This is a genomic window from Micromonospora sp. II (assembly GCF_001709195.1).
Classification (GTDB): domain Bacteria; phylum Actinomycetota; class Actinomycetes; order Mycobacteriales; family Micromonosporaceae; genus Micromonospora; species Micromonospora chalcea.
In genome coordinates, this window is the sequence record NZ_LYXF01000019.1 from 67,739 (window position 1) to 83,656 (window position 15,918).

Genomic DNA, 15,918 nt, shown 5'->3' on the forward strand with positions numbered 1-15,918 from the left:
CTTGGCCGTTTTCGCCCAGCCCGGCGCCGGTGCCCGCTTCGACTGGGGACTGACCGGGGCGGCGGAGCTCGGCCGGGTCTGCGCCGCCCTGGTGGTGGTGGACGTGCTGTCGTTCACCACCGCCGTGGAGGTGGCGGTGAGCCGCGGCATGCGGGTACACCCGTTCCCGTGGGGCGAGCAGGCCGCCGACTACGCCCGCCGGGTCGGCGCCGTAGCCGCGGTGGGCCGCCGGAGGACGACAGCGGAGCACCCGTGGTCGCTCTCCCCGGCGGCGCTGCGGGCCGCGCCCGTCGTCGCCGACCTGGTGCTGCCGTCGCCGAACGGCTCGGCGATCAGCGCCGCCGCGAGCGCCACCGGAGTGCCGGTGGTCGCGGCCTGCCTGCGCAACGCGCGCGCCATCGGGCGCTGGCTCCGCACCCAGGGGTACGGCTCGACCGACGCTCCCGTGGGTGTGGTGGCGGCCGGGGAGCGCTGGCCCGACGGGTCACTGCGGCCCTGCGTGGAGGACCAGCTCGGCGCGGCCTGCGTGCTCGACGCGCTCGCCGGGGTGCCCGGCGGACTTTCGGTGGAGGCAGCGATGGCGCTGGCCGCGCTCGCCAGCACCCCTGATGTGCCGGCGGCGGTGCGGGGGTGCGTGTCCGGCCGGGAACTCGCCGAGGGTGGCTTCGCCGAGGACGTCGACGTCGCGACCGAGGTCGGCGTCTCCGACGTGGTGCCGGTGCTGCGCCAGGACTACTTCGCCGCCGCCTGACTCACCGGCTTCACCACCCGCTCGACGGGGTATCAACCAACGACTGTGGCCGCCCGCGAACGCGGGCGGCCACAGTCATGCGTGCTGGTGCCTGTCAGTCGTCCAGCCAGTCGAGACGCCGGCCGCCGCGGTCCCCCTGCGCGTCCGGGCGGGCGCGACCGGCCTGCGCCGGGTCGTTGGGGTAGGCGTTGTCGTAGCCGCCACCGCGCTGCTGCGGCGGCTCCTGGCCGTAACCACCCTGCTGGCCGTAGCCACCCTGCGGGGACTGGCCGTAGCCGTCGCCGTATCCGCCGCCCTGCTGGCCGTATCCGCCCGCCTGGTGCCCGCCGTCGTATCCGCCGGTGCTGCCGTAGCCGCCACCGGCCGGGGCGTTGTCGTAGCCGCCCTGCTGGCGACCGGCGTCGTAGCCACCGGCCGGGCTGTCGTATCCACCGGCCGGAGCGTCGCCGTAGCCGCCCTGCTGGCGGCCGGCGTCGTAGCCACCGGCCGGGGCGTCGTACCCGCCTGCGGGCGCGCTGTCGTAGCCACCAGCCGGGGCGTCGCCGTATCCACCGGTGGCCCGGCCACCGCCGTAGCCCGCGTCGCCGTACCCGCCGGCCGGGGCGTCGCCGTAGCCACCGGCGCCGCCGTAGCCGCCCGCCGGGGCGTCGCCGTAACCGCCCTGCTGGCGGCCGCTGTCGTAGCCGCCGGTGGGCGCGTTGTCGTAGCCACCCGAGGCGGCGCCGTACCCGCCGCCGGAGCGGTAGCCGTCACCCTGCTCCGCGCCGCGGCCGTACCCGGCCGGGCCGGACTGGTCGTACCCGCGGTCCTGCTCCGGCTGGTAGGTGCTGGTCGGGTACGGGTCGGCCGCCGGCGCGTACTGCGTGCTGTCGCCGGTGTAGCGGCCGGTGGGCTCGTCGAAGCGCTCGTTGCCGTAGCCGCCGCCCTGGGCCGCGTATCCGGCCGCGCCGGCCGCGGCGCCCGCGGCGTAGTCCGGGCTGCCGTAGCCGGCCCCGGAGGACGGACCGTTGCCGTAGCCGCCGCCCGAGGAGGGCGCGGTGCCGTATCCGCCGCCGGAGGCGGGCGCGTCGCCGTAGCCGTTGCCGGCGCCGTAGCCGCCCTGACCAGGCGCGTCGTCGCCGTAGCCGTACCCGGCCTGTCCCGCGCCGACGCCGTACGCCGGTCCGGGCGGTGCGCCGTACGGGTCCGGTGGGACGTCGTCCACGACCGGCCGCTGGAGCATGGTGGGGGCGTCGCTGATCGACGGGCCGCCGACCATCGTCGCCGCCGGTCCGGCGCCCATGCCGTTCACGACGCGGGTCTGGTCGTCGGTGCCGTGGTAGGCGCCCCGGGCCGCGGGGATCGCGCCGGCCGCGGCGGCGCCGCCGGGGCCACCCGGACCGACCGGTCCACCCGGGCCGTCGCCGTCACCGTCGTCGCCCTCGTTCTTGCGCCGCATGTAGAGCAGCACGATGGTGCCCACACCGACGGCGACGAACAGGCCGCCGAGCAGGATCAGCAGCCAGGAGCCCATGCCCCCGGAGTCCTCGTTCGCGGTCGGCTCCTGGGCGGTCGGCGCGTCGGTGGCCGGGGTGTCGGCCGGGTCCTCCTCGAGCGGCTCGTCCGACGGCGGGGCGGACTCACTCGCCGACGGGGTGGCGCTCGGGCTCGCCGACGCCCGCAGCTGAATGCTGAGCCGGACGCCGGTCACGGACTGGCCGGCGCTGGCGTTTATCGACCTGGCGACCGGGGTGGCGCCGTCGGTCGAGGCACCCACCTCGATCCGGCCGGGCGCGATCGGGTTGGAGTCGGAGCCGCTGAAGCTGAAGTTGCCGTTGCCGCTGGTGTTGGTACGGCGCTCCTTGCCCGCGCTGTCGCGCAGCATCACGAGGGCGCCTTCGATCGGGTCGCCGTCGGCGTTTACCACCTTGCCGGACACCGTCTTGACGGTCTGCGGCTGGTCCGGCGTGGGCGGCGCGGCCGCCCTGACGGTGACACGGAGCGGACGCGCGCCCCCGCCGCTCACCGTGATTCGTGCTGAGGCGTTATTGGCGGGAGCGTTGGCGGCAGCCGACAGGTTCAGCGTGACCGTCTGGTCCTGCTCGCCGTTGAAATCGACCCGGCCGCAGCCTCCGCAGTTGACGCCGTCGGGCAGGTCCTGCACGTCGATATCGGCAGAGGTCTCACCGTTGTTCGGGCGAACCGTGACCGTGACTGCGCTGCTTCGGCCGGCCTCGATCGTCACGGAGTTAGTCGCGGTGACGATCTGTGCAGCCAGGGCGGGGGTGGCGGGGACGGTGAGCAGGGCGCCGAAGACCAGCGCTACGACCACACCGGCCCGCTGCTTCCAGGCACGTCGGTGTGTTGACACGTCCACCGCCTTCCGGGTCTGATCTCTCCGCCGGCCGCTCGGCCGAGGTTGATCACTCACGGTACGAATAACGCCGTCGGCAACTATGCCTTGTCTGACCGGATCATCTCTACCCAGGGCCGCCGCAGGGCGGCGTTCTGCCGGGTCGTATCGTCCCGTCGTGTCCTCTCCGCACGCTTATTCCGAAGCGGTACTCGCCGCCCTGGCGGCGCTGGACGAGGGGCGTACGCCCGAACGGCCGGTCCTCCGGGAGGCGGTCCGGACCCTCTTGGCTGCCCTCACGGATCGCGCCCCCGGCCGATCGGTGGAGGTGCGCGTCCCACCCTACGGTGCGGTGCAGTGCGTGAGTGGTCCACGACACACCCGCGGCACGCCCCCGAACGTGGTGGAGATGGACCCGCCGACGTGGCTGGCGCTCGCCACCGGACGCCTCGACTGGGCGCGGGCGGTCACCGACGGTCGCGTACGGGTGTCGGGGAACCGGGCCGACCTTTCCGCGTACCTCCCGATTTAGCCGGCGGACCGCCGCAACCTGCACTCACCCTGAGCGGGGGCTCCGTGACTGTCGGTATCGACTGCTGTTCGCGTACACTGAGAGCCGACGACGGTCCCGGCCCATAGCGTGCGGAGCTGACCCCCGACTCCGCCAGGCCAGTCCAGACCCCACCAAGAGGGAGCGGCAGGTGYCCCGAGGCGATGGCCGGCTGAGCCACGACCTTGACCCCGAGCGACCCGGCCCCCAGGACGCGTGCGGCGTCTTCGGCGTCTGGGCCCCCGGGGAAGAGGTCGCCAACCTCACCTACTTCGGGCTCTACGCCCTCCAGCACCGGGGCCAGGAGGCCGCGGGCATCGCAGTGAGCGACGGTTCCGGCGTCGTGGTCTACAAGGATCTCGGCCTGGTCGCCCAGGTGTTCGACGAGCCGACGCTGGCGAGCCTGCGCGGGCACGTCGCGATCGGGCACGCGCGCTACTCCACCACCGGCGGCTCGACCTGGGAGAACGCCCAGCCGACGATCCGCGCCACCAGCGCCGGCACCACCATCGCGCTGGCGCACAACGGCAACCTGGTCAACACCGCCGAGCTGCAGCGCGAGGCCGCAGTGCGCGGGCTCGACCCGGACGGCTCGACGAACGACACCTCGCTGGTGACGATGCTGCTGGCCAGCCGGCCCGACCTGTCGGTCGAGGCGGCGGCGCTGGAGGTGCTGCCGCAACTGCGCGGCGCGTTCAGCTTCGTTTTCATGGACGAGTCGACGCTCTACGCGGCGCGCGACGCGCACGGCGTACGCCCGCTGGTGCTCGGCCGCCTCGAACGCGGCTGGGTGGTGGCCAGCGAGACCGCCGCGCTGGACATCGTCGGCGCGAGCGTGGTCCGCGAGGTCGAGCCGGGCGAGCTGATCGCCATCGACGAGAACGGGCTGCGCTCCAGCCGGTTCGCCGCGCCCGAGCCCAAGGGCTGCCTCTTCGAGTACGTGTACATCGCCCGGCCGGACGCCACCATCGCCGGCCGTAACGTGCACGCCGCGCGGGTGCAGATCGGCCGTCAGCTCGCCAAGGAGCACCCGGTCGAGGCCGACCTGGTGATCCCGGTGCCGGAGTCCGGCACGCCGGCCGCGATCGGCTACGCCGAGGAATCAGGCATCACCTACGGCCAGGGCCTGATGAAGAACCCGTACGTCGGGCGCACCTTCATCCAGCCCTCGCAGACGCTGCGCGCGCTCGGCGTCCGGCTGAAGCTGAACCCGCTGCGGCAGAACGTACGCGGCAAGCGCCTGGTGGTGGTGGACGACTCGATCGTCCGCGGAACCACCCAGCGGGCGATCGTCCGGTTGCTGCGCGAGGCGGGCGCCCTCGAGGTCCATGTCCGGATCTCCTCGCCGCCGGTGAGCTGGCCCTGCTTCTACGGCATCGACTTCGCCACCCGGGCCGAACTGCTGGCCAACGGGCTGGACAACGAGGGCATCCGGCGCTCGATCGGCGCCGACACGCTCGGGTACGTATCGCTGCCCGGTCTCATCGCCGCGACCGAGCAGCCGAAGAGCCGGCTCTGCCGGGCGTGCTTCGATGGGGAGTATCCGATCGAACTGCCGGCCGGGAACCTGATCGGCAAGCACGTGCTCGAAGGAGTGGGACGCCGGGTCGCCGCCGAGGCGGCCGGGCCGACCGGTCCGCTCGTCGCCACACCGACCCACCACCCGTAGCACCACCGACGCGGGTCCGGCCGCTCCGGGCTCGCGGGAACCACAAAGGGGAGAACCGTGACGCACGTGTCCGAGCGCAGCGGCGCAGGATCCAGCCCGACGGGCGCCGGCGGCGACCRCCAGCCCTGGTCGGCGGGGTCCGGCCGGACGCAGCGCAAACGCTCGGTCTCGTACGCCGACGCCGGGGTGTCGATCGAGGCGGGCGACCGCGCGGTCGAGCTGCTCAAGTCCAAGGTCAAGGAGACCCGGCGCCCGGAGGTCCTGGGTGACCTGGGCGGCTTCGCCGGCCTGTTCCGGCTGGACACGAAGAAGTACAAGAATCCGATCCTGGCCTCCTCGACCGACGGCGTCGGCACCAAGCTGGTGATCGCGCAGCAGCTCGACATCCACGACACGGTCGGCATCGACCTGGTCGCCATGGTCGTCGACGACCTGGTCGCCTGCGGCGCCGAGCCGCTGTTCCTGCTCGACTACATCGCCACCGGCGAGGTCGTGCCGGACAAGGTCGCCGAGATCGGCGCGGGCATCGCGGACGGCTGCCGGTACGCCGGCTGCGCGCTGCTGGGTGGCGAGACCGCCGAGCACCCGGGCGTGCTGCGCCCCGACGAGTACGACATCTCCGCCACCGGCGTCGGCGTGGTGGAGGAGAGCGAGATCCTCACCCCGGAGCGGGTGGAGGTGGGTGACGTGGTGATCGCCATGCGCTCCTCCGGCCTGCACTCCAACGGCTACTCCCTGGTCCGGCACGTGCTGCTGGGTGCCGGCCGGATGCGGCTGGACGTGGTGATCGACGACTTCGGCCGCCAGCGGACGCTCGGCGAGGAGCTGCTCACCCCGACCAAGATCTACGCGCAGGACTGCCTCAAGCTGATCGCCGAGGCCGAGGTGCGGGCGCTGGCCCACGTCACCGGCGGCGGCATCCCCGGCAACCTGGTCCGGGTGCTGCCCGAGCACGTCGACGCCGTGGTCAACCGCTCCACCTGGAAGCCGCAGCCGATCTTCGATCTGATCCAGACCAAGGGCCGGATCGAGGACCCGGAGATGGAGGCGACGTTCAACATGGGCGTCGGCATGTTCGCGATCGTCTCCGCCGAGGACGCCGACCGCGCGCTGGCCACCCTGACCGGCCGGGGCGTGGACGCCTGGCAGGCGGGCGAGATCATCGAGGGGTCCGGCAACGTGCAGATGGTCGGGCAGCACACCCGGGGCTGATCACCCTGCGCCGATCGGCCGGGCACCTGATCGGGGGTTCACCCGAGCGGTCGCCGCGGCCTAGCCTGGAGGTTCGGTTTTCAGGCAGGCGGGGGAGGTGCTGATGGCCGCACGTGCGCCCGAAGGGATGCGGGGTATCGCCGCCGTCCCGTCGTACGTGGTGATGCAGCCGACCACCCTGTGCAACCTCGACTGCGCCTACTGCTACCTGCCGCTTCGGGCGGCCGATCGGCGGATGCCGGTGGCCGTCGCCGAGGCGGTGGCGGCGTCGGTGAACCCGTGGGCGACGGGTGGTCGCTTCTCCGTGGTCTGGCACGGCGGGGAGCCGCTCGCAGCCGGCCGGGAGCATCTGGCCGCGCTGCTGGCGCCGTTCGGGCCGGACGTCGAGCACCACGTGCAGACGAACGCCACGCTGATCGACGACGCCTGGTGCGCGTTCTTCGCCGAGCACCGGGTGCGGGTCAGCGTCAGCGTGGACGGGCCACGGGCCCGCAACGCCGAGCGGGTCACCCGGGGCGGGCGGCCCGCGTACGACCGGATCGTGGCCGGGGTGGCGGCGCTGCGCCGCCACGGCGTGCCGTTCTCGGCGCTGGCTGTGGTGTCCCGGCCGGAGCCGGGCCTGGCGACCGAGCTGTACGACTACTTCCTCGACCTGGGCTGCGACGTGCTCGGCGTCAACATCGAGGAGACCGAGGGCGTCAACACCCGGACCAACGCCCGGGACGCGGGCGCGGTCACCGGGTTCTGGGCGGAGCTGGTCGCGGCCTGGCGGCGTGATCCCCGGATCCACCTGCGCGAGGTGGAGTGGTCGCTGCGGTACGCGGGCGCGGTGCTGGCCGGCACCGCCGACGACCTGCTGCCCCGCCGCCTCGACCCGATCCCGACGGTCGGGCACGACGGTTCGGTGGTGGTGCTCTCGCCGGAGCTGGCCGGCTTCACGGACCCGCACTACGGCGACTTCACCAGCGGGAACGTGCTCACCACCCCGCTGGGCGAGATCCTCGCCGACGCGGCCGGCACGCCCTGGGTGGGCGAGTTCCTCACCGGCGTGGAGGCGTGCCGGACGTCCTGCGCGTACTTCGGCTTCTGTGGGGGTGGGCACGCCGCCAACCGCTACTTCGAGCTGGGGCGTTTCGACGGTACGGAGACCGAGCACTGCCGGAACAGCAAGATCCGCCTACTGGAGGGAGTGTTGGAGCATGCCCGAGACCATCAGTGACACCGACCGGGGGGCAGTGGCCGACCGGGTGCGGGACGCCGCTGCGGGGCTTACCGCTCTGCTCCGTGAGGCGGAGGCGGCGCGGCTGCTGCGGGCGGAGGTGTCGGGCGGCGACGGCGCCAACGCGGTCTGCGCCTGGAACCACTTCGAGAACATCCCGACGTTCTACAACTGGAACAACCGGCCGCGCTGAGGGCTCGGTTCCGCGATCAGGGACCTGCCGGCGAGTCGGGGCGGCACCCCGGCACGGCAGGTCCCTGATCGTCGGTCGTACGCCGGCTCAGCAGAGCACATGCGTGAGCACGCGGGGGTTACCGCGTGCTCAGATGTGACCGGAGGTCAGCGGGTCGGACGAGCCCAGGTGTCCGGGTCGTCGTCCGCGTGGTCCTCGTCATCGTCGTCGACATACTCTTTGTAGTCGTCGTCGAAGTTGTGCTCAGACTTCCCACTACCCGCCAGTTCGCGCTGCAAGGCGGTTAGGTCGGTGTTCGGGGAGTGATACTTCAACTCCCGCGCCACCTTCGTCTGCTTGGCCTTAGCACGGCCGCGCCCCATGGCTCGACCCCCTCGCACAGAATGCGGGGCAGCCCGAAGGCGGGCCCCGATGACGTCAGGCATCTCTCGTGGCTCTTACGGTACATGGGGATGCCATCGTTCGGCACCTCGGGTCACCGTCGACCGGACCTGCGCGTCGCAGTGGTCCAGCCGTCACCAAGTGTACCGGGTAAGGGGTAAGGTCCGGGGCTGGCCGTGACAGCGGACAAATGGGTACGAACGGGCCCGAGGCTCAGCTTAACGCGCACGGCCTCCGGGGGTGGAGTCGCCGCTCCGCCCCCGGAGGTGAGCTTCACCGCAGATGGATCGCGCGCAGCCGGCCGACCTCGGCCATCCGCCGTTCGGCGAGCCGGTCCGCGGCCACCGCCGGGGGTACGCCCTCGTCGTCGGCGAGCTGGAGGATCTGCCGGGTGGTGTCGAAGATCCGGGTGGCGCGCAGCTTGGCGCGCTCGAAGTTGAAGCCCTCGATCTCGTCGGCCACCTGGATCACGCCGCCCGCGTTCACCACGTAGTCCGGGGTGTAGAGGATGCCCCGGTCGGCGAGCACCTTCTCGATGCCCGAGTGGGCGAGCTGGTTGTTCGCCGCTCCGGTGACGACCTTCGCCCGCAGCACCGGCACGGTCTCGTCGTTCAGCGCGCCGCCGAGCGCGCACGGGGCGTACACGTCGATGTCGGAGGCGACCAGCGCCGCGGTGTCGTCGACCAGGGTGACCTGCGGGTGGGTGGTGCGCGCCCACTCCAGGGCGCGCGGGTTCACGTCGGTCGCCACGACCTCGGCGCCGTCGTCGAGCAGGTGGGCGGTCAGGTACTTGCCGACCTTGCCCAGCCCGGCCACGCCGACCCGGCGGCCGGCCAGCGTCGGGCTGCCCCAGACGTGCTCGGCGGCGGCACGCATGCCCTGGAACACGCCCCACGCGGTGAGGATCGAGGAGTCGCCCGCGCCGCCGTGCTCCACGCTGCGGCCGGTGACGTACCGGGTCTCGCGCGCGATCACGTCCATGTCCGCGACGTACGTGCCGACGTCACAGGCGGTGTAGTAGCGGCCGTTGAGCGACTCGACGAAGCGGCCGTACGCGCGCAGCAGCGCCTCGCTCTTGATCTGCTCGGGGTCGCCCCAGATGACCGCCTTGCCGCCACCGAGGTCGAGGTTCGCCAGCGCGTTCTTGTAGGCCATGCCGCGGGAGAGGTCGAGCACGTCGGCGAGGGCGTCGGCCTCAGTGGCGTACGGGTAGAACCGGGTCCCGCCGAGCGCGGGGCCCAGCGCGGTGGAGTAGATCCCGATGATCGCCTTCAGGCCGGACTGCTTGTCCTGGCAGAACACGACCTGCTCATGCCCCGTGGAAACGGGGTCGTCGGTGCTGGCGAATACGCCCATGGCTGACTCCTGTGTCGGTGAGCGCCCTTGTGGGGAGCGGAACCTGGTGGCACGCCGGCGGGATGCTGCCGGTGTCTCTGAGCCTAATATCGGCCCGAACCGTACTGTCGCGCACGTCACGCCACGGGCTCACGGGCGGCGACGGGCGGTCCCGTCTCGTGGGAGGATCGCGCCGTGCCGTCGCTCTTCGCTTCATACCTGCGCGTGTACGAGCCGCTGACCGCCTTCGACCGGGACCGGCAGTCCTACTGGCGCCGGTACGTCAGCGAGGGCCGGGCGATCGCCCCGCTGGAAGGGCCGGTACGACAACGGACCGCCGTGATCGAGGCGCTGGGCGCGGGCTGGACCCGGCTGCCCGACCTGCCCGACGAGGCGTACGTCCTGGAGTCGGACGACTCGTTGCTGGTCTGCCCCTGGAACCTGCGCATCCGGGTCGCCGAGGCGGCGCTGAGCGCCCGCGACGGCGTGCCCTCGGTGCTGGCCGACGCGTTCGTGCCGCCGGTGCTCGCCGGGCAGGCCAAGGCCGTGGTGGAGGACTGGCGCAGCGGCGCCCGGGTGCTGGAGCACGGCGTGCCCCGGGTGCACGAGCAGATCGCCACCTGGGGCGTGCCGCTGCGCTGGTTCGTGCTGTTCGAGGCGGGCGAGCGGCACCTGGTCACCGAGCCGGAGCGGCGCGCGCTGCGCTACCGCACCGAGATCTCCAAGGCGCGCCGCCGCGCGTCGCGGGCGCTGTCGGTGCTGCGCAAGTCGATCGGCGAGGCGCCGATCACCGAGGCGGTCGAGGAGGCGGCCCGGTGGCTGGAGGAGTTCCACCCGCGCTCGGTGGTCGAGCTGGACTACGGCGGCCTGGTGCAACTGCTGCCGGACGAGACGCTCGAAGCCGACGACTCGACCGATCTGGTGGCCACCGGACTGTCCGGACTGGGCCGGGGCGAGGCCGAGGAGGCGTCCGCCGCGTACGACAAGCTGGTCGCCCGCTGGCGCGCGGTGCAGCTGTTGGAGCGCTGCAACTGACGCCCGGTTTACCCCGATAAGTGGTCTTGGACACGAGAGTGTCTCGTAGTTGATGCGTCACGAACCGTGATCATGAGTCCTAATAAGGTAGTTTCTGCGGCATAAAAGTCGTAAAAATCGGGCATGCTTCATCCGTCCGTCTAGGGACCTTCAGCCGTTCGGCCCATGTCGGACATCGGGGACTAGCCGGACCATGGGAGACGCGTCGGCCGGCGGGACCCCGGCCGATGTCTATACATGTGGAGGAGTGACCCCGATGGCATCGCGAACGCACGAACCTGAGCCGCTACTCACACCGGCCGAGGTGGCGTCGATGTTCCGTGTCGACCCGAAGACGGTGACCCGGTGGGCCAAGGCTGGCAAGCTCAGCGCCATCCGGACCCTTGGCGGCCACCGCCGCTACCGTGAGTCAGAGGTTCGGGCGCTACTGCAGGGGCAGATCCCCCAGCAGCGCCAGGGAGACTGACGAACCGGCGTTCTCCGGCGTTCCGATCAGGGGCGGTGCCGTCGCGGCGCCGCCCTTAATCGTGCCCGGGCTCAATCGTGTCCGGGGGCCGCGCCGTCCAGCACGATCCGCAGCCCCACCGTGCCCCCCTCGCCCCGGCGCAGCCGGCTGCCGAGCAGGCTCAGCCGCCCGATCAGCCGGTACTTCTGCTTGAGCAGGCCCCGCACCCGCCGGGTGCTCTCCGGATCGGCGATCGTCGCGTGTGCCGGCACCGCATCGCCGTGCGGTCGCCCGCGCACGTCGCACGGCGCCACAGTGACCCGGCCGTCGCGCCGGATCCGCTTCACCTTGCCGGAGTCGGACACCGTCCACACCGCCAGCGAGTCACCGTCGCGTACCGCCCACACCGGTGTCGCCACCGCCCGGCCGTCCTTGCGGAACGTGGTGAGCAGGACGTACTTCTCCGCCGCCAGGCGGTCCAGGTCGGTCACGCCGCCCAGGATACGGCGGCCACGGCGCCGCCGACCCCCGGATAGCGTTGCGGGCATGACCGGGGAACCCGAGATCGGCGACGTGTTCGGCGAGATGATCCGCGACGCGTACGCGGTCGCCACCGGGATCGGACCCCGGCCGATGGCCGGTGGGCGCCTGCCCCGGCCGGTCATCGAGATCATCGAGCGGGACGACGGGCTGATCAACGGCGCGCCCGCCGGGCACTACTTGGACCCGCCGCAGCTGTGGCAGCCGCACGACCACCGGGCGGTGGACCGGGTACGCGGGCACGTGCTCGACGTCGGCGTCGGCGCCGGACGGATCGCGCTGGAACTCCAGGAGCGCGGCGTGCCCGTCACCGGCCTGGACACCTCGCTGGGCGCGCTGCGGGTCAGCCGGCACCGGGGCGTACGCGACCTCGTCCACGGCACCGTCGACGAGCACACCGTCGACGGGCCGCGCTACGACACCTTCCTGCTGCTCGGCAACAACCTCGGGCTGTTCGAGGGGCGGGAACGGGCGCCCGCGATGCTGGCCGCGCTCGCCGCCCTGGCCCGCCCCGGCGCCCGGGTGATCGCCCACGGCACCGACCCGTACGGCACCACCGACCCGGTGCACACCGCCTATCACGAGCGCAACCGGCAGCGGGGCCGGATCGGCGGGCAACTGCGGCTGCGGCTGCGCTACCGGCTGCTCGGCACCGGGTGGTTCGACTACCTGGTCTGCTCGCCCGAGGAGTTCGCCGAGCTGGTCCACGGCTCGCCGTGGCGACTGGCCGACGTGGACGACACCGACCACCCGTACTACCTCGCCACGCTGGAGCTGCGGCGTTAGGAAGGGCCCCTTTCAAGCGCCTAGGCGTTAACAAGGGGCCCTTCCTTACATGCTCAGACCTGGACGGTGGGGGTGGTCTGCTCCGGGGGCAGTCCGCCGTCGCCGTCGACCACCTCGTCCGGCGTGCCGTCCTCGTCGATGTCCACCATGGTGATGTCCACCTTGCCGTCACCGTCGGTGTCGAACTGGAACAGGTCGGCCTTGCCGTCGCCGTCGGTGTCCACCACCCACACGTCGGTCTTGCCGTCGTTGTTGGTGTCCGCGCGGAGCAGGTCCACCCGCTCGTCGCCGCGGGTCTCGACCGTCTCGGTGTTCTCCGCGCTCTCCGGTGCCTGGCTCATCTCGTTCCTTCCTTCGACGTTGACGGCCGTCCTTACCCCGTCCGCTCCGCCCCCACTCATCCCGGCGGCCCGGCCCTGCATAGGGTCGCATGCAGGAACGAGCGAGCGGACGGGCCCGGCGGCGGAGACCCCGCGCGCCCCCGCCGCGGCGAGGGGACACCGATGAGTGGTCGTTTTGTGGTCGTCGGGGCCGGCACCATGGGCCTCGGCATCGCGTACGTGGCGGCCGGCGCCGGGTACGCGGTCGAACTGGTCGAGGTCGACCCCGGGCGGGGCGCCGAGGCCGTCCGCCGGCTCGGCGAGCTGTGGGACCGGGGCGTGCAGCGCGGCAAGCTGACCGAGGAGGCCGCCACCGCCAACCGCGGGCGCGTCACGTTGCGGGCCGGGCTCACCGAGGTGCCCGAGGGCGCCGACGTGATCGTGGAGGCGGTGCCCGAGCGGCTCGACTTGAAGCGCGCCGTGCTGCGCGAGGCGGAGAGCCGCCGCCCCGCGCTGCTGGGCAGCAACACGTCCAGCATCCCGATCGCCGAACTGGCCGCCGGGCTGGACCGCCCGGCCGACTTCGTCGGACTGCACTTCTTCAACCCGGTCTGGGCGATGGCGCTGCTGGAGGTCGTGGTCGGCCCGGCCACCGCGCCGCAGACCACCGAGGCGGCCGTCGCGCTCGCCGCCCGGCTGGGCAAGGACCCCGTCGTCGTACGCGACATGCCCGGCTTCGCCACCTCCCGCCTCGGCGTCACGCTCGGCCTGGAGGCGATCCGGATGGTGGCCGACGAGGTGGCGAGCCCGGCCGACATCGACAAGGCGATGGTGCTCGGCTACCGGCACCCGATCGGCCCGCTGGAGCTGACCGACCTGGTCGGACTGGACGTGCGGCTCGACATCGCGCGTACGCTCCAGGCCGCGTACGGGGACCGCTTCGCGCCGCCGCCGCTGCTGGTCGAGATGGTGGCCGCCGGGAAGCTGGGCAAGAAGTCCGGGCAGGGCTTCTACACCTGGAAGGACGGCCAGAAGAAATGAGTGGGCTGCGGATCGAGGAGCTGCCGGACCGGCTGGTCGTGACGCTGGACCGGCCGGAGAAACGCAACGCGATCGACGCCGACCTGGTGGCCGAGCTGCACGCGGTCTGCGCCGACCTGGAGGCACGCCCCCGGCTGCTGCTGCTCACCGGCGGGACGGCGGGCATCTTCGCCGGCGGCGCCGACATCGCCCAGCTGCGCGAGCGCGGCCGGCTGGACGCGCTGGCCGCCATCAACCAGGGCGTCTTCGCCCGCATCCGGGCGCTCCCGATGCCCACCGTGGCCGCGATCGACGGGCCGGCGCTGGGCGGCGGCGCCGAACTCGCGTACGCCTGCGATCTGCGGGTGTGCACGGACCGCGCGGTCTTCGGTCAGCCCGAGGTGCGGCTGGGCATCCTGGCCGGCGCGGGCGCGACCTACCGGCTGCCGGCGTTGATCGGTGAGGCCCGCGCCAAGGAACTGCTCTTCACCGGCCGGCGGGTGGACGCCGCGGAGGCGCTGCGGATCGGGCTGGTGAACCGGGTGGTGGCCGAACCGGACGAGCTGCTGCCCACCGCGCACGGCCTGCTCGACGAGATGGCGAAGGGCTCCGCGCTGGCCCTGCGGCTGACCAAGCTGGCGGTGGACGCCCCGGCGGCCGCGCACCCGCAACTCGACCTGCTCAGCCAGGCGGTGCTCTTCGAGGACGAGGAGAAACACCGGCGGATGACCGAGTTCCTGGACCGGCGCAAGGCGCGCTGAGCCGGAACACGACGAGGGCCGCGCCGGTGTTCCCGGCGCGGCCCTCGTCGTCGGCGCTTCTCAGCGTCTGATCTGAACTCCGGCGTCCGCCAGAGCCGGGATCGCCGGCGCGGACTCGGCGAAGCCGATGAGCAGCAGCGCCTCCGGCCCGTACGCCTTGATCTCCTGGGCGATGCCGGAGAAGTCGACGGGGGTCTTCGGGTCCTCCGGCGGCTCGTAGGTCAGCAGCTTGACCCGGTCCGCGCCGATGCCGGCCTTCTCCAGCTCCGAACGGACGTTCTCCTGGAGGCCCTCGCCGTAGGAGTCCTTACGGGCCAGGATCGCGATCTTGCGCGGTCCGTCCCGGAGCATCACGTCGGCCAGCGCGCGACCCTGGAGGCTGTCCGGCGGGGCGGTACGGAAGTAGAGGCCGTTGTCGTCCACCGCGCTCAGCCCCGCGTCGGTGTTCGACGGCGAGAACAGGATCCGCCCGGCGGCCACCACGTCCGGCAGCACCGCCCGGGAGATGCCGGAACCACCGGCGCCGATGATGACGTGGACGCCCTCCCGGACGTGCGAGGCGACAGTGGCCTTGGCGACCGCCGGGTTGGTGCCGTCGTCGCCCTCGACCCACCTCACCGGCTCACCGAGCACACCACCGGCGGCGTTGACCTCGCGGAGCGCGAGCGCGGCGCCAGCGGCCAGCGGCGGGTACGCCAGCGCCAGGTCACCGGTCTTCGGCAGGAGGCCGCCGAGGACCAGCGGCGCGTCCTTCGCCTTCCCGTCGCGCAGCTTGCGACCGCGCGGCGGCGTCTTGCTGCTCGCCCCGGACTCCTCACCGGCGCCGACGAACTCGGTCTTGCTGTCGTCGATCTTCTGGTTGTCGAAGTGCATGGTGCCGTAGCTGGCGGTGGCCGGCTCGCCGTTGTCGGTGAACCCGGCCCGGGTGAGCGACACGCCCCGGTACTGGATGTCCTGACCGGCGCGGGCGAGCTGGAGGCAGGTCGCCACCTCGTCGCAGCGCTCGCCGCCGGTGGTGACCCCGACGATCTGCTTGGCGATCTCGCCCGGCGCGGTGGTGCCGGCGAGCTGGGCGGCCAGCGCGCTGATCACGACCGCGTCGTAGGACTCGGCGGAGTAGAGGAAGTCACCCAGCTTCGCGTCTACGGCGAGTAGTCGTTCCTTGAAGCTCTCGGGCAGCGGAGTGAGGGGCGTGGTGCCCTTCATCCCGTTCACCAGATCCGCCCGATCCTTCAGCTCGGCTGGGTATGAATTGAGCATGTTGCCGTCGGTGCCGTAGAGGCGCACCTGGGTGGCGGGCGCTTCTTCCGGCTCGTCGCTCCCGCAGGCGCTCGTGGCGAGCAGGAGCGCCGCGCAGGCCATGGACAGG

The 15,918-nt window shown here is 72.5% G+C and carries 17 protein-coding genes; 11 read left to right on the plus strand and 6 right to left on the minus strand.

Going from position 1 to position 15,918, the window contains the following annotated elements:
* The first annotated feature begins 1 nt into the window (after position 1).
* Positions 2-751 (plus strand): 2-phosphosulfolactate phosphatase, encoded by a 750-nt coding sequence (locus A8711_RS10905; RefSeq protein ID WP_069088141.1) that lies wholly within the window; start codon positions 2-4, stop codon positions 749-751.
* Positions 752-845: 94 nt separating this feature from the next.
* Here A8711_RS10905 and A8711_RS10910 read toward each other — a convergent pair whose 3' ends face one another.
* On the minus strand, positions 846-3,101 hold the full coding sequence (locus A8711_RS10910) for a carboxypeptidase-like regulatory domain-containing protein (protein ID WP_069088142.1): 2,256 nt from the start codon (positions 3,099-3,101) through the stop codon (positions 846-848).
* 160 nt (positions 3,102-3,261) lie between these two features.
* Between A8711_RS10910 and A8711_RS10915 the strand changes: the two genes are divergently transcribed.
* The 5 genes from A8711_RS10915 (at position 3,262) to amcA (ending at position 7,926) form a co-directional block, all read left to right on the plus strand.
* Entirely contained in the window at positions 3,262-3,615 is a 354-nt protein-coding gene (locus A8711_RS10915) for a sterol carrier family protein (protein WP_043327538.1), read from the plus strand.
* A 169-nt stretch (positions 3,616-3,784) separates the two neighbouring features.
* Positions 3,785-5,302 (plus strand): amidophosphoribosyltransferase, encoded by a 1,518-nt coding sequence (purF, locus tag A8711_RS10920; protein WP_069088134.1) that lies wholly within the window; start codon positions 3,785-3,787, stop codon positions 5,300-5,302.
* A 57-nt stretch (positions 5,303-5,359) separates the two neighbouring features.
* Complete coding sequence (gene purM / locus A8711_RS10925) at positions 5,360-6,514, plus strand: phosphoribosylformylglycinamidine cyclo-ligase (protein WP_069088135.1); 1,155 nt, start codon at positions 5,360-5,362, stop codon at positions 6,512-6,514.
* A 127-nt stretch (positions 6,515-6,641) separates the two neighbouring features.
* Entirely contained in the window at positions 6,642-7,733 is a 1,092-nt protein-coding gene (gene amcB, locus A8711_RS10930; protein ID WP_176722793.1) for a cyclophane-forming radical SAM peptide maturase AmcB, read from the plus strand.
* Complete coding sequence (gene amcA / locus A8711_RS10935) at positions 7,714-7,926, plus strand: multiple cyclophane-containing RiPP AmcA (protein ID WP_030500600.1); 213 nt, start codon at positions 7,714-7,716, stop codon at positions 7,924-7,926. The genes amcB and amcA overlap by 20 nt, the downstream gene beginning before the upstream one ends.
* Before the next feature lie 146 nt (positions 7,927-8,072).
* Here the strand turns inward: amcA and A8711_RS10940 are convergent, their stop codons facing one another.
* Complete coding sequence (locus A8711_RS10940) at positions 8,073-8,288, minus strand: DUF3073 domain-containing protein (protein WP_013283429.1); 216 nt, start codon at positions 8,286-8,288, stop codon at positions 8,073-8,075.
* 292 nt (positions 8,289-8,580) lie between these two features.
* Complete coding sequence (locus tag A8711_RS10945) at positions 8,581-9,663, minus strand: Glu/Leu/Phe/Val dehydrogenase (RefSeq protein WP_069088136.1); 1,083 nt, start codon at positions 9,661-9,663, stop codon at positions 8,581-8,583.
* 174 nt (positions 9,664-9,837) lie between these two features.
* Between A8711_RS10945 and A8711_RS10950 the strand changes: the two genes are divergently transcribed.
* Both A8711_RS10950 and A8711_RS10955 read left to right on the plus strand, forming a co-directional pair.
* A complete protein-coding gene (locus tag A8711_RS10950) occupies positions 9,838-10,677 on the plus strand; it encodes a hypothetical protein (RefSeq protein WP_030500602.1) in 840 nt (279 codons plus the stop codon).
* Positions 10,678-10,933: 256 nt separating this feature from the next.
* Complete coding sequence (locus A8711_RS10955) at positions 10,934-11,143, plus strand: BldC family transcriptional regulator (protein ID WP_007073996.1); 210 nt, start codon at positions 10,934-10,936, stop codon at positions 11,141-11,143.
* A 71-nt stretch (positions 11,144-11,214) separates the two neighbouring features.
* Here the strand turns inward: A8711_RS10955 and A8711_RS10960 are convergent, their stop codons facing one another.
* Complete coding sequence (locus A8711_RS10960) at positions 11,215-11,613, minus strand: PPOX class F420-dependent oxidoreductase (RefSeq protein ID WP_043327535.1); 399 nt, start codon at positions 11,611-11,613, stop codon at positions 11,215-11,217.
* Between the two features lie 55 nt (positions 11,614-11,668).
* Between A8711_RS10960 and A8711_RS10965 the strand changes: the two genes are divergently transcribed.
* Entirely contained in the window at positions 11,669-12,448 is a 780-nt protein-coding gene (locus A8711_RS10965; protein ID WP_069088137.1) for a bifunctional 2-polyprenyl-6-hydroxyphenol methylase/3-demethylubiquinol 3-O-methyltransferase UbiG, read from the plus strand.
* Positions 12,449-12,501: 53 nt separating this feature from the next.
* Here the strand turns inward: A8711_RS10965 and A8711_RS10970 are convergent, their stop codons facing one another.
* Positions 12,502-12,789: a hypothetical protein gene (locus A8711_RS10970; RefSeq protein ID WP_043327533.1), complete on the minus strand. Its 288-nt coding sequence runs from the start codon at positions 12,787-12,789 to the stop codon at positions 12,502-12,504.
* Between the two features lie 162 nt (positions 12,790-12,951).
* On the opposite strand from A8711_RS10970, the gene A8711_RS10975 reads away from it, so the two are divergent.
* Both A8711_RS10975 and A8711_RS10980 read left to right on the plus strand, forming a co-directional pair.
* Positions 12,952-13,809 carry a 3-hydroxyacyl-CoA dehydrogenase family protein gene (locus A8711_RS10975; protein WP_064448340.1) on the plus strand — a complete coding sequence of 286 codons (858 nt, stop codon included), beginning with the start codon at positions 12,952-12,954 and terminating at the stop codon, positions 13,807-13,809.
* A complete protein-coding gene (locus tag A8711_RS10980) occupies positions 13,806-14,549 on the plus strand; it encodes an enoyl-CoA hydratase/isomerase family protein (RefSeq protein WP_069088138.1) in 744 nt (247 codons plus the stop codon). Before A8711_RS10975 ends, A8711_RS10980 begins: the two co-directional genes overlap by 4 nt.
* Before the next feature lie 60 nt (positions 14,550-14,609).
* Here the strand turns inward: A8711_RS10980 and A8711_RS10985 are convergent, their stop codons facing one another.
* Positions 14,610-15,911, minus strand: coding sequence for an ABC transporter substrate-binding protein (locus tag A8711_RS10985; protein WP_069088139.1), 1,302 nt, complete (start codon positions 15,909-15,911; stop codon positions 14,610-14,612).
* Between the last annotated feature and the right edge of the window lie 7 nt (positions 15,912-15,918).

Bases quoted from the DNA above. Each gene is read 5' to 3' on its own strand.
- amcB (WP_176722793.1), top strand. From the start codon at position 6,642: ATGCGGGGTATCGCCGCCGTCCCGTCGTACGTGGTGATGCAGCCGACC.
- amcA (WP_030500600.1), top strand. From the start codon at position 7,714: ATGCCCGAGACCATCAGTGACACCGACCGGGGGGCAGTGGCCGACCGG.
- A8711_RS10940 (WP_013283429.1), bottom strand. From the start codon at position 8,288: ATGGGGCGCGGCCGTGCTAAGGCCAAGCAGACGAAGGTGGCGCGGGAG.
- A8711_RS10945 (WP_069088136.1), bottom strand. From the start codon at position 9,663: ATGGGCGTATTCGCCAGCACCGACGACCCCGTTTCCACGGGGCATGAG.
- A8711_RS10955 (WP_007073996.1), top strand. From the start codon at position 10,934: ATGGCATCGCGAACGCACGAACCTGAGCCGCTACTCACACCGGCCGAG.
- A8711_RS10965 (WP_069088137.1), top strand. From the start codon at position 11,669: ATGACCGGGGAACCCGAGATCGGCGACGTGTTCGGCGAGATGATCCGC.
- A8711_RS10970 (WP_043327533.1), bottom strand. From the start codon at position 12,789: ATGAGCCAGGCACCGGAGAGCGCGGAGAACACCGAGACGGTCGAGACC.
- A8711_RS10975 (WP_064448340.1), top strand. From the start codon at position 12,952: ATGAGTGGTCGTTTTGTGGTCGTCGGGGCCGGCACCATGGGCCTCGGC.
- A8711_RS10980 (WP_069088138.1), top strand. From the start codon at position 13,806: ATGAGTGGGCTGCGGATCGAGGAGCTGCCGGACCGGCTGGTCGTGACG.
- A8711_RS10985 (WP_069088139.1), bottom strand. From the start codon at position 15,911: ATGGCCTGCGCGGCGCTCCTGCTCGCCACGAGCGCCTGCGGGAGCGAC.